Annotated in this window: 11 protein-coding genes and 1 CRISPR repeat array; of the genes, 9 read left to right on the top strand and 2 right to left on the bottom strand. The window is 43.0% G+C overall.

Going from position 1 to position 12,194, the window contains the following annotated elements; all coding sequences use genetic code 11:
• Positions 1-106 precede the first annotated feature (106 nt).
• Genes ACE418_RS00830 through ACE418_RS00790 form a run of 9 tightly spaced genes read left to right on the top strand, consistent with a single transcriptional unit; the run spans position 107 to position 10,715 of the window.
• Positions 107-1,828 (top strand): hypothetical protein, encoded by a 1,722-nt coding sequence (locus tag ACE418_RS00830; protein WP_416448700.1) that lies wholly within the window; start codon positions 107-109, stop codon positions 1,826-1,828.
• A gap of 5 nt (positions 1,829-1,833) precedes the next feature.
• Positions 1,834-2,565: a CRISPR system precrRNA processing endoribonuclease RAMP protein Cas6 gene (cas6, locus tag ACE418_RS00825; protein WP_416448699.1), complete on the top strand. Its 732-nt coding sequence runs from the start codon at positions 1,834-1,836 to the stop codon at positions 2,563-2,565.
• A 17-nt stretch (positions 2,566-2,582) separates the two neighbouring features.
• Entirely contained in the window at positions 2,583-4,154 is a 1,572-nt protein-coding gene (locus tag ACE418_RS00820) for a Cas10/Cmr2 second palm domain-containing protein (protein ID WP_416448698.1), read from the top strand.
• 14 nt (positions 4,155-4,168) lie between these two features.
• Positions 4,169-4,837, top strand: a complete 669-nt coding sequence (locus ACE418_RS00815) for an RAMP superfamily CRISPR-associated protein (RefSeq protein WP_416448697.1) — start codon at positions 4,169-4,171, stop codon at positions 4,835-4,837.
• A complete protein-coding gene (locus ACE418_RS00810) occupies positions 4,834-6,417 on the top strand; it encodes a hypothetical protein (RefSeq protein ID WP_416448696.1) in 1,584 nt (527 codons plus the stop codon). The genes ACE418_RS00815 and ACE418_RS00810 overlap by 4 nt, the downstream gene beginning before the upstream one ends.
• A complete protein-coding gene (locus ACE418_RS00805; protein WP_416448695.1) occupies positions 6,341-7,813 on the top strand; it encodes an RAMP superfamily CRISPR-associated protein in 1,473 nt (490 codons plus the stop codon). Before ACE418_RS00810 ends, ACE418_RS00805 begins: the two co-directional genes overlap by 77 nt.
• A 13-nt stretch (positions 7,814-7,826) precedes the next feature.
• The gene (csx19, locus tag ACE418_RS00800; RefSeq protein ID WP_416448694.1) at positions 7,827-8,387 is read left to right on the top strand and encodes a type III-D CRISPR-associated protein Csx19; all 561 of its coding nucleotides are present in this window, start codon (positions 7,827-7,829) and stop codon (positions 8,385-8,387) included.
• A gap of 1 nt (position 8,388) precedes the next feature.
• A complete protein-coding gene (locus ACE418_RS00795) occupies positions 8,389-10,380 on the top strand; it encodes a TIGR03986 family type III CRISPR-associated RAMP protein (RefSeq protein ID WP_416448693.1) in 1,992 nt (663 codons plus the stop codon).
• Positions 10,381-10,388: 8 nt separating this feature from the next.
• A complete protein-coding gene (locus ACE418_RS00790; protein WP_416448692.1) occupies positions 10,389-10,715 on the top strand; it encodes a hypothetical protein in 327 nt (108 codons plus the stop codon).
• A gap of 82 nt (positions 10,716-10,797) precedes the next feature.
• On the opposite strand, the gene ACE418_RS00785 is transcribed toward ACE418_RS00790, so the two are convergent.
• Together ACE418_RS00785 and ACE418_RS00780 are read right to left on the bottom strand one after the other, a co-directional pair.
• Entirely contained in the window at positions 10,798-10,929 is a 132-nt protein-coding gene (locus ACE418_RS00785) for a hypothetical protein (protein ID WP_416448691.1), read from the bottom strand.
• 68 nt (positions 10,930-10,997) lie between these two features.
• Positions 10,998-11,168: a hypothetical protein gene (locus ACE418_RS00780; protein WP_416448690.1), complete on the bottom strand. Its 171-nt coding sequence runs from the start codon at positions 11,166-11,168 to the stop codon at positions 10,998-11,000.
• A gap of 567 nt (positions 11,169-11,735) precedes the next feature.
• A CRISPR array of direct repeats spans positions 11,736-12,148; the repeat unit is 36 nt; unit sequence CTCTTATAAGGGCATAATCCCCGCAAGGGGACTGAA.
• Positions 12,149-12,194 lie beyond the last annotated feature (46 nt).

Below are 12,194 nucleotides of genomic sequence, written 5' to 3'. Positions count from 1 at the left end.
TTTTCAATGTCAAGTTTTCGCCTAATTTTAAAGTTAGCAGGATTTTATAGATTGTCTGTCGAATAAATACAGTATTATATGTGTTATTTTACAAGAAGGTGAAAAGATGATTCGCAATTTAGTTACTTTTGTGATGACCCCTTATAGAGAAGCTGCAGCGCAATGCTATCGAAGTCAGGATGGTTTTAGTGCTGACTGTGCTCAGACCAATGAAACGGCGTTAAAATATTTAGACTGGAAACTACAGCAAAAGCAGGAACAGATTGATGCAGTCTATGCTTTTGTTTCTGATAAGGCGCAAGAGGGATTTCAACAATTCTGCAATATATTTACCGATACGTCATATCCCATAATGGATGTCCCTCTTACGGACAATGGGAAATTGAGCGGGGCCTTGCCGAGTATTGCTAAGATGTTCGATTTTGTGCAGGAATATGTTCAACAACATAAAGAGGATACAATCCGTATGCACGTCGATATGACCGGCGGTCCGCGACATGCATCTATGATTATGATTGCCCTGCTGCAGATGCTGCAGTATCAGGGTATTGAAACGGGTATGGTCATTTATTCTGACTTTGGCGCAAAGACTGTTGAAGATGCAACGGATCTGATGCAGTTATATACTTTGATTTCTGGAGCCGAAGAATTTACCTCTTATGGTAATACGGAACAGCTGCAACGCTACTTTTCCAGACAAGAAAATATTTCCTTGCCACTGAAGTCTTTACTGTATCAAATGGAAAATGTATCAGAAACGATTCGCGTCTGCGGAAGTTATGAAACAATGGAAATGCAGCTTGAGTTACTGGAAAAAGCTATTGTCCAATATGAAGCAGCTATGACGGATAACGAAGCGGCTAGTGAACAAGATGGAATCTTTTATAAGTTGTTGCCTCAAATAAAAAAAGAATATCAATCTATTTTGCCGGAGGCCCCTCAAAAAATCAATCCTGCAGATATTATTACCTGGTGTGCCAATAGAGAATTTTTGCAGCAGGCGTTGACTTTCTATACGGAATGGCTGCCCCGCTATCTAGTCCAGGAACATTTCATTAATATAGCCGATCCCCAAATCGTTGAAACTTGTAAGCGGAGTGGAAACTTATGGTCTAGCTGGGAAATATATTTTTTGAAGAATTATCTGCCTAATACATGGGATTTAGAAGAAATACGGAATACAAAAGGCCCCTTGTCCGGCAAGCAGATTAACTATGTTGTCCGGCTGTATTGCGATCAGGAAATAAAGTTTTGTGAATTTGTGAGTTATGTGAGTGGAAAGAATGAAAAAATGGATGCCTTATTGAAAGAAATGGGGCGTATCGAAAGACGTTTGACAAACAAACCTTTTGCAAATAGTCATATCTTTCAAAATCTTCCGCATAAGAATTTGGTTTATCAGGTTGTTTGTGCGGCTTGCCCCCCGAAACAGCCGCTTGACTCTTTTATTACCAGCCGGTTTTCTAAAGAAACATCTTTCAAGAATATCGTTTTTAAAGCGATGCTGGCGGTCCCAAAAGATAGACTTGCTGAATTATTAGCTTTAGATGGAGCATATGACAGTAACAGAAAGCCCAAAGAAGCATTGGCACAACAACGGGCCGATGTTTTTAAATGGTTGTTCCAGCAGAAAAAGATTACATCGCCCTTTTCTGAGGAACAGGTTTGCGACTTTGTCAAGACGTATACTTATTCAGTCGATATGTGGCGCAATACGTTCAATCATGCCAGCAGTGTCGATGCCAATAAAGAGACGAATGACCAAATCAGGGATGCCATCATTCACAGCATTGCTTTTTTGACTCATGCTGATAAAGAGAAAGGATGAGGCTGGTGTTATATCGTATTGAAATCCCCGTGACATTCCCAGAAGGGCGACACGCTCATCCGGCTATGGGGTCTATCTTCCATGGTGCGTTAATGGAACGCTTTCCACCGGATGTTGCCAATGCGTTTCATCAAGATGGGATGAGACTCTATAGCCAAAGCATCCTCTGGAATGAAAAAAATAACACGTCATTGTGGCGTATAGGTGCTTTGAATGATGAAGTCGCAGCCGTTTTTCTCGATGCTTTACAGATGTCACCTGAACTGTATCTGAAACAACAGGGGTATGCCGTTCACTTAGGTCCTGTTTCTTGCCGGAAACAAGCTTTTGATCAGCTATTGCATTTCAAAAAGAAACCGAAAGGCGCGGAAATCGTTTTTTTGACGACTACCAGTTTTAAACGCCAAGGTTCTTATGTACTGTTTCCAGAATTACCGCTTTTATATCAAAGTGTATTGCTGCGATGGCCCATGATGATATCAATACCCATGGAACCAGAAACCGCTCAGGTGTTAGGCTATTATACGGTTATTCGGCAGTATGATTTACATACGGCTTTATTTCATCTGGAAGGACGGTCTGTACCAGGTTTTGCAGGAAAGTTAGGCATCCGTTTCTGTGGAAACCAGGATGTGAATTGTTTAGCCGCAGCTTTACTGCAATGTGCTGTTTATACCGGTATAGGAATAAAAACAGCTTTAGGTATGGGGGCTGTTCGCGTCCGGATTTTTGAATGATATGAGGAGGGAATCATATGAGTGAGCAAGCTATTTTGTTTGATACCCGGTCGATTCAGCGATATATTTTTTCTGGGAATACGCTGAAAACCAATATCGGTGCTTCTTATTTAGTAGACCATATTTTTGAAGATATTCTCTTAGGCAAGGTGTTAAGCCCTGAAAATCGGGATAAGTATGAAATCAGTTCGGTTGATTTTACATCTTGGCAAACGGCAGCTGAACCAGTCGAAGTACTGCCTGCTGACTGCTATGTTGCCTATATTGGCGGTGGCAATGCGTTGCTCCTTTTCCGTAAGAAAGAAAAAGATTACCGCAAGGATATCGTCACTGCTTTTACGATGCAGTTATTAGTCGATTGCCCGGGGTTGAAGACCGGTGCCGCCATTGGCGATATTGACTTATCTTCATCGGAAAATTTCCAGACAAGTCTGAATCAAATGTATGCGCTGTTGAAGCAGAACCAGAACACCGTATTTCCTCGTGTCAATGTTCCTTATACCGGATTGACCCTGGCCTGTGACATCAATGGAGAAGCGGCTAACTTTTATGATACAGAAGGTTGGATTGATAAGACGCCCCGTTTTTTCTCGCAAGAAGTACGAGCCAAGACCCAAGCAGCTATGGAGGCCAATAAAGAATTGAGAAGCAAGTTCAAAGAACAGCTAGGCGGGGTTTATCATTTCCCTATGGAACTGGATAAGCTGGGGCAGCGGGAAACCGAAAATGATATTGCCATTGTCCATATTGACGGCAATCAGATGGGTGTTCGTTTCAGCAAATGTCAGAATTTAGCGGAACGAAGCCAATTGTCGCGGGAAGTCAAGGAACAGACTGAAAAAGCTTTTGCCAATTTGTTAGATACAATTACGAAAGAATATTCGGGGTATGAAGAGTTCCTCGATTTGAAGAATAACGATTTACCCATACGACCGCTCATCTTAGGCGGTGATGATGTTACCTTTGTCTGCCCTGCCAAAATGGCCATTACCTATGCAAAACGGTTTATGGATTTCATGAATCAGGACTTAGGGATTCTGACTGTAGGCGGTTCAAAGCAGATTTCTTCTTGTGCCGGTGTGGCTATCTTGCCGACAGCATACCCCTTTTTCCGAGGATATCAGCTGGCAGAGCAGTTATGTGATGCGGCCAAAGCGAAGTCGCGCGATGATGCATCGACGTGCTGGCTGGATTTTGCGATTCTTCATGGTGAACAGGCTCCGGAATTATCGCAGATTAGGCAGAATGAATACACCGGGGCTTTGGGAAATATGCATTTTGGTCCTTATCGCGTCGATGATGATACAGATAAACATGCCTTAGCGGCTCTAATCCAGTGTGCTTCAGCATTTCGCGATGCCCTGCCCAGCAGTAAAGTCAAAGGGATGCGCTTCGTCCTTCAGCATGGGAAAGCAGATATCCATACCTTTATGGAACAGTGGCATCATCAAGATCTGCTTATGCCGGATATCCCGCAATGGGAAAATTATACTTCTGAGCTTTGGTATGGTGTGGCCGGAGCTCCGTTGGAAACACCCTATGTAGATGCCATTGAAATGATGGACTATATTCCAGAATTTGCAGGTTAAAGGAGGCTGTGTTCATGGAAAATTATACTATCACGATTCGTACTATTTCACCTTTATGCCTGGGCTCCGGGCAAGCTGATGTCAATGTCGATGCCGACCTTGTCCATGATAAATATGGTCTTCCTTACTTTCCAGGGAAGCGCTTGCGCGGCCTGCTATATGAAAGTGCCTTGGAAGTTTCTGAAATGGCTGCTTTATGTGGACAGCCTTTTCTTACCCAAAGAACAGTCGATGAGTTGTTTCACCATGTGAGCGATTCGCCGGTGCGTCTCATCATTCCAGACTTTCATTTGCCTGATTATGAAAAGATGATTGAAGACTGGCAAGTCTTGCAGACTACGTTCAAAGATACCATCCGTCCGGAAAATGTCCTGGATTATTATACTTCCTTGCGTTTCCAGACGGCGATTGATGAAAAGACGGGGAATGATGAAAAGACGGGGATTGCCAAAGACCATTCCTTGCGGAATATACGCGTCCTGAATCGGGGGATTACTTTTAAAGGTACGGTGTCGCTCATAAATGCTTCTGCAATTCATGAACAGGCTTTAGCGTTAGCCCTCCAAAATTTACGCCGTGCCGGGACCAATCGGAATCGTGGTTTTGGCCAGATTGAATGTGAAATGGACGGACAACATGCTTTGATTGATCAGGCTTTTCGTAAAGGAGGGAATCAGTCGTGAATCTTATAAACGTTACCATAAAAACACTGTCGCCAGTCGTTCTTACTGGAGCGGGGAGTTCCCGCATTGTTACCTCGTGCAATGACTCCTTTAGTGGTACTGTCTTGCGTGGTGTCTTGGCGGGCAAGTATATCCAGAATAAACAATTAAAAGAACACGCAGAAAGAAATAAGGACTTTTGCCGTTTCTTTTTTGAAAAATTGCGGTTCGTACAGGCCAATCCCTTCGTTCAGGGACACAGGGCTGCTGTTCTTCCTTTATCTTTGATGAAAGCTAAAGATAAAAATGCCGCTCGTCCTATTATGGATTTATTGCAGGATGCTCCGGCAGCCGGCTATAAAGGATTGAAGGGATTGGCTTGGATTGCAGATAATATGATTCATCCGGTTACGGTTCATTGCAGTATGGGATTTCACATGAGTCGTTCTTCTGAAAGTGAACGATTAGGTGGCCATAGTCAGGACGGAAAAGTATTCACTTATGAATCCATCGATGCTCACCAAGTATTTTGTGGGGCTGTCGTAGGCGATAAAGCTGATTTGCAAGATTTTGTCCAAGCTTTTGAACAAAAGCAGTTCGTTACGCGCCTGGGTCGTTCTAAGTATACGCAATATGGGCAATGTGAAATTAATTTTTCCGACATTCAGGATTTGCCGGATATTCCCTTAGAAGAACATGTTTTCTTAATTCTTGATACCCCGCTTATTCCCGATTTTGGCGATGCCACTCAGGCAGATGCGGTTTTGCAATGCGTTGTTGATAAAATGAATCAGCTGACAGAAAGCGATGATTTTTATTTAGGAGCTGTCTATGGGGCTAGTCAGAGTATTGAAAACTTTGTCGGCATTTGGGCTATGTATCGGCCTCAGCAGCAAGCTTTGGCAGCGGGAACGGTTTTTGAACTTTGTAAGAAATCGGCATGGACGGATCAGGATAAGCACCTGTTGCAGCTTTGCCTGTATGGCGGCGTCGGAAGCCGCACGGAAGAAGGTTTTGGACAGATTCGTCTTTGGCAGCATAAAAATTTGGCCTTAGCTTCTGAAGATGAAGGGACACAAAAAAAGGCAGAAGCCTATACTATGCAATCCGGAGAGGTCAAGAAGGTTGTTTGGCATATTTTAGAAAAACGATTGGCTGAACAGTTGCAAATCCAGGCCTTTGAAGATGTAAATCAGTTAGAGTTTCCGTCGAAAGAATCTATGACACATACTTTTGCACGATTAGAATCCTGGCTTGGAAATCGCAATGAAGTGGAACATATCCGTGACCGTTTTTATAAACGGATACACAGTGATGTACGGGACGGCAGTCCGATGAAGAATCATCTCCAGGATTTACGTTTTCAGAAGCAACAGCTCTTGGATATTTTGTCGGGTAGTGCACCGATGCCATTTGAGCGGCCGGAATCTTTGCAGGCATTAAAAAACGCTATTCCGTCTGCCTTAGCCAAAGAAGTTGATTTCAAAATATGGGAAGACAGCACATTGAAAGACAACATGTTCTATGAATATTGGTTATGGTTTTTCCGCCATGGACGGAAACGAGCTGTACAGAGAAACCGGGAAAGCGAGGCGGACTAATATGGGGAACAGAAATAAAGCACAAATACGTTATCAGATTCTCATCGAAGGGACTTTACAATTAGATTCTCCCCTTTTGATTGGAAGCGGCCAAGATAAAAATAAATCAGAAAAAAATAAACCAGAAAGAGATATCCATGTACTAAAGGATCAGAATAACAATCCTTTTATTCCAGGGACTTCTATTACCGGCGTATTGCGACATATGCTTCATGGGAAAAATCCGGAAGCTGCGAAAATCTTATTTGGATATATCGGTCAGAATGGAAAGGAAGCAGGTTTACAGAGTTCAATTATAATTTCAGATGTTCTTTTAGAGGATACCACAATTGTTGTCCGGGATGGCGTATGCATTGACCCTGATACGGGAACGGCTAAAAAAGGACAAAAATATAATTACGAAGCTATTGAACGCAGTACGCCACAGCATAAAGCAGCAGGAAAGTTTCATATGATAGTTACTGTCAGAGATTATCAAGTGGAAGTACTGCCGAATTGGAAGAAGGTCATCCAGGATTTAGTCAATCGACTAGCTGTGGGAATCCGCCTGGGGGCTTTGACGACAAAGGGGTTTGGACGCGTTTCAGTGCGGGATATTCAAGCGGGCGTTTATGATATGACCCAATTTTCGGATGTAAAGAAATGGCTTTTACGCCAGCCTGCTGCACAGGTTGTAAAGGGAGAAAAGAAAGCATTTCAGCCTAAAGGAACTTTTATCGTTACCGGACAATTTGCTTTGAAAACTTCCTTATTAGTACGGAACAAGGAAGTGACGGATGCTGATAGAGAGAATAAAATTCATGCTATCCCCATGAAGAGTGGCAGCGATTACTTAATTCCCGGCACCTCCGTCAAAGGGGTCCTCCGGCATCAGGCCATGTATATTTTACGGGCTATGGGAAAGACTCAGCTCTTGAATCAGGAATTCGATAAATTAATGGGCTGCTCAACAGAAGAAAATAGGCAGAAGAGCCGCTTTATGACCGATGAAGTTTATATCCAGCCGAAAGATGTAACACCGCAAAAACAGACCCGTAATGCCATCGACCGTTTTACAGGAAGTACTATGGATAGCAAATTATTTGCAGAACAGGCCTTATGGCAAAAAGACAAGAAAATTCCGACTGTTACCTTGCGCTATACGATTGATGAAAGCCAGGACTGGGAACGAGGTATGGCCTTGTTTTTATTGAAAGATTTATGGACCGGCAATGTGGCTTTAGGCGGTGACAAATCTGTAGGGCGCGGGTATTTGCAAGGCCTTACGGCGACCATTCAATATTATCAGGATGAAAATACCTTGAAAGAATGGAAAATTACGGACAACGGTAAGGTGGTTCAAGGTGATTCTGTAGAACTGGAAGCATTTGCCAGTGCCTTGGTTCAACATCAGTGAGGAGGCATGAAATATGAACGACATGGATTTAGCAAGAAATCCATTGCATATACAACATGGAAATGTAGAAAAAATCCCTATTAATGGTGAAAATAGTTTGGATACCCTCTTAAAACAGTACTTGACAGCAGATGCTACCATTGTATGCTGGCAGCGTCATCGTATCATTTGGGGACTTTGGAAAAATCAGGTCATACAACTGGCTGACGGTACCCAATTAGATGAAGATAAGATTCTGGAAATCCGCGTTTTTAATGAAAGTGAAGAAATCCATCTGGTCCGCAAAGGGCAGCGGTACCGTGGCCGATATGTACATGACGGGGCAGGACAAGGGAACTCCTATGTAGATAGTTTATCCCGTTTCTTTGGCAAAAAACAGGGACAGGCTGATGGATATATCACGCTGCGTGACAGTGAACGTTTCCTTACAATGACCCTGCCTTGTGATGATTCCTCGCTAAGCTATTACGGTTTAGTAACGCGAAATTATATCACAGCCGATGAAATGACCGGCCAGGCCGGTTATACTGATTATCGCTTTGTCAGAATTACGTCAGCGGAAGGAGGGCATTAAAATGGGAAATAGTTTAGCTGAAGAATTAGCAAGACTTAATCTAATTAGTGAGGAAAAAGTGGAGGCTATAGAAAAAGAAAAGGATGAAGCTGCGGCCAAGAAAAGTAAACAGCAAACAGAAAAACTGGCCCAGCGTAGCAAGTACCGAAGCTCCTCATCCTATTCCAAAGGAAACGACAAGATTGCAACAGCCCCTTATAATTTCGTGCCTATGGTACATGCTGTGCTGCCATCGCCTATGGATTCGCAGCATGATTGGCAGCATATGACAGAGAAAGAATGCCAGTCTGCCTATCGCGATTATATCCATGGACAGCAAACTTATAGCGGTTCCTTGAACTTACGACTGGAAAATTTGACGCCTCTGTTTGTAGGAGCTGGAGAAGGGACAGAATTCTTTTCGCCTGCTGGTAAACCAATGATTCCCGGTAGTACGTTGCGCGGGATGGTCCGCAGTCTTTTTAAGATTATTACGGCTGGAGCGATGCGGCGGAATGAAGATTTCACGGATCGTCACCTGTACTTCCGTTGCCTGATGGCGCCTAAGAGTATGAGTCAGATAGCTGAATTGCACGATTACTATGTATCTCGGATGACGACAAAAGTAAGGGGGAAAAATGGTGAACGTATCGACGCCAAGAATACCAAGTCAGGATTCTTATTCCATAAGAGCGTGGATGGGGCTTACTATATTTCTCCATGCCAAGAAGGTCATATTTCTATGGATGAATATGAGACACAGTGGAAAAAAATTGGCAAAGTATCTCGTGTTGATTGGTATGATAAAGACCGTACTGCCTATATTTTAACTGGTAAGCAATCATCAAAAGATCATCCCAAGGAAAATATCCGTTATCTTTATAATCCGGATTGGCAGACTGAATATCCCGTTCCTGAATCTGTTATCCAGGACTATAGTGATGACAAGAACCGCAGAGGTGTCGATTTAATAAATAAAACTAAGGATAGGAAGCCGAATACTAATGTAAAATGCGGTGATGAGGCCCGACGCTTTGCCAATCGGGAAGATATTGACTTTTTGGCACCGTGCTACTTCGTTCTAGAAAATGATCAAGTCCAGGCCTTTGGTCATGGCCGCTGGTTCCGTATTCCTTATCGCAAATCCGTCGGCGACCGTATCGATGATCGCTTGGAAGATGAAAATATCGTTGACTTTACCGATGCTGTTTTTGGCCGAAAAGCTTTATGGGCTGGCCGCGTTTCTTTTGAAGATGCACAACTTCAATCAGCTCCTTCCTATGCCTGCAAGGACTATGTTATCCCTTTGATGAAGGCGAATCCGACATCGTATCAGCTTTATTTGAAACAATCTAGGCAGCTGCCGGCTCATTGGGACAGCCCGGCTGCTGGTGAAGTCAGAGGATATAAGATGTACTGGCATCAGCAAATCGGTAACAATGACTGGCGGACTCCGTATTCAAAAGGGTTAGAGCAGCATACGCATGAAATCCATCCTTTAACTAAAAATAATGTCTTTACGGGTAAGATTCATTTCCGCAATTTGACAGCTGTTGAATTGGGTGCCTTCCTTAAAGTCTTTCAATTAGGCAATGCTAACCAGGATATCGTCTATAAATTGGGGTTGGGGAAATCCCTGGGCATGGGCAGTGTCAGAATCCAAGCCAATCTCTCTTTAGATAGTGGCGGACGCTATACGGCACTGTTTGATAAGGATACCTGGAAAACTTCAGAAGATGTTGCTGATACGACGCCGTTCTTAAAAGCTTTTGCTGATTATGTATCATCGTGCTTTGGAAAGGATAAGAAAGTTTATCAGGAATATAAAAAGTCATTGGATACGCTGGCTCTTATGCTGGATTGGAACCATACGAAACTTTCCAATTGGAACGAACGAGTGGCTACGATGTGTGAAGGCGTAAACCAGGGTTCCATCTCAGGTGGCGTCGATGAACGCTTCAAGCTGCGGAGCATATTGCCGACCGCAGAAGATGTCGTGAAAGGGAAAAAATAGGTGATTCTATGAAATTCATTAATTTAACACCTCATGATGTCCGCATCATACCTGAGGGAAAAAAAGAAGTGTTCATCCCAGCCTCAGGCCAATGCGCGCGGTGTGAGGTGAAAGAAGAACTTTGCGGATATATTGGAAATATTGCTATCTATCATACCTCGTATGGCGAAGTACAGGATTTACCGGAACCGAAAGAAGGTGTCTATTATTTAGTATCGACAATCGTTGCTAAAGCCTGCAAGGGCCAGCGCGACGATTTGCTGGTGCCGTTTGACTTTATTCGTGATGAAAGCGGCAATATCATTGGATGTAAATCCTTGTCAAAAGTACAATAGTAGATAGAAGTGCAGTGATAAGAATGACCGCCAACAGTGTAAAGACACCATTGGCGGTCATTTTTTATTACCCTTATTCAATTCAATCATAGAAATCAACTTCCTTTACGAACGGGAATCTGTAGCAGCCGTAAGAAAAACCATGATGGCAAAGCCAGCGACGAACCAAGGCATAAATAACATCTCCTTTAAACAGACCAGTATCAATCATCATCGGAGAAAACCTCGTCAAGGACAGAAAGCAGGACCAAATCAAATAACGACATCATCTATCACATCCTATTAATGGGAACTCAGAACGGAAGCAGAATCATCTGTCTGGCCAGATTGACCATGAAGCACACTCCGGGCGGCAGTGGCTCCAGCGACAAACATGACGACTTCTTCCAAGGCAAGGGCTTCAGCAACCGTGGTGACGGCAGAACCGACGAAGGGAACGAGGAAAAATGGCATAGGAAAAACCTCCTTTAAGAAATCAAAAAAAGTAGTAGCGAATCCGCTTAGTAAATATCAATATCGACGTAAACATCAATGTCCATGAATCTCACCTCCTTATAGATACATACAGCAGTTAATCATCAAATACTTCATGGAAAAGGGCTTCCAGACTGCTCATCAGATCATACAGCATGATATTATTCACTTCCTTTCACAGAATTCATAGGGCTGAGTGCTTCTTACAGGACATAGTATATCGTAATCTGGCAACCGTCACTTGCCAGAAAAAGTAGGAAGAAGAGAGAAAAATGCAGGTGGGATTTTTCACAAAGTCTGAAATCGTGAAATCCGCCTGATCTTTTTTCCTGAAAAAATGCCGATAAATGCCTTTATTAAGCCATCTTTTCGTGGTATACTATAAACATGGAGAAGCCAGAAAATAGAAAATCCGCCCCGCATCAATAAACAAGCGGGTTTCTGGATATTATGAAAGAAATTATCACAGAAAACAAGGCTTCTCAAGGTAGTCCCCCGAAAACCGGGTTTTGAACCCGCATGGCTAAGCCGCTGACAGGGGGCGCTCTCTTATAAGGGCATAATCCCCGCAAGGGGACTGAATTGATAGATTTAATTTTAAGTATCTTATTATATAAGACTCTCTTATAAGGGCATAATCCCCGCAAGGGGACTGAACTTAAAATCATCTTCAACGTCATCAATGATACGTTTGAACTCTTATAAGGGCATAATCCCCGCAAGGGGACTGAACTACGAATGATATCATGAAATATAATGTAAAAGGTATCACTCTTATAAGGGCATAATCCCCGCAAGGGGACTGAACGCTATGAGTATGATAACCATCAAGAGATGTTCTCATATCCTCTTATAAGGGCATAATCCCCGCAAGGGGACTGAAACAACAAGAAGTGGATAAAATAAGGAAAGGAATTGAGCTTAACTTATAAGGGCATAATCCCCGCAAGGGGACTGAAACAACAAGAAGTGGATAAAATAAGGAAAGGAATTGAGCTTAACTTA

Origin of the sequence: Megasphaera jansseni (assembly GCF_047974155.1) — a bacterium.
Taxonomy (GTDB): Bacteria; Bacillota; Negativicutes; order Veillonellales; family Megasphaeraceae; genus Megasphaera.
The sequence above is the reverse complement of the archived record's forward strand: the minus strand, read 5'-3'. Positions and strand labels throughout refer to the sequence as shown.

Coding starts and splice junctions, on each gene's coding strand:
- ACE418_RS00805 (WP_416448695.1), top strand. CDS start 6,341: ATGAATATTGGTTATGGTTTTTCCGCCATGGACGGAAACGAGCTGTAC.
- ACE418_RS00815 (WP_416448697.1), top strand. CDS start 4,169: ATGGAAAATTATACTATCACGATTCGTACTATTTCACCTTTATGCCTG.
- csx19 (WP_416448694.1), top strand. CDS start 7,827: ATGAACGACATGGATTTAGCAAGAAATCCATTGCATATACAACATGGA.
- ACE418_RS00790 (WP_416448692.1), top strand. CDS start 10,389: ATGAAATTCATTAATTTAACACCTCATGATGTCCGCATCATACCTGAG.
- ACE418_RS00830 (WP_416448700.1), top strand. CDS start 107: ATGATTCGCAATTTAGTTACTTTTGTGATGACCCCTTATAGAGAAGCT.
- ACE418_RS00780 (WP_416448690.1), bottom strand. CDS start 11,168: ATGCCATTTTTCCTCGTTCCCTTCGTCGGTTCTGCCGTCACCACGGTT.
- ACE418_RS00820 (WP_416448698.1), top strand. CDS start 2,583: ATGAGTGAGCAAGCTATTTTGTTTGATACCCGGTCGATTCAGCGATAT.
- ACE418_RS00795 (WP_416448693.1), top strand. CDS start 8,389: ATGGGAAATAGTTTAGCTGAAGAATTAGCAAGACTTAATCTAATTAGT.
- ACE418_RS00785 (WP_416448691.1), bottom strand. CDS start 10,929: ATGATGATTGATACTGGTCTGTTTAAAGGAGATGTTATTTATGCCTTG.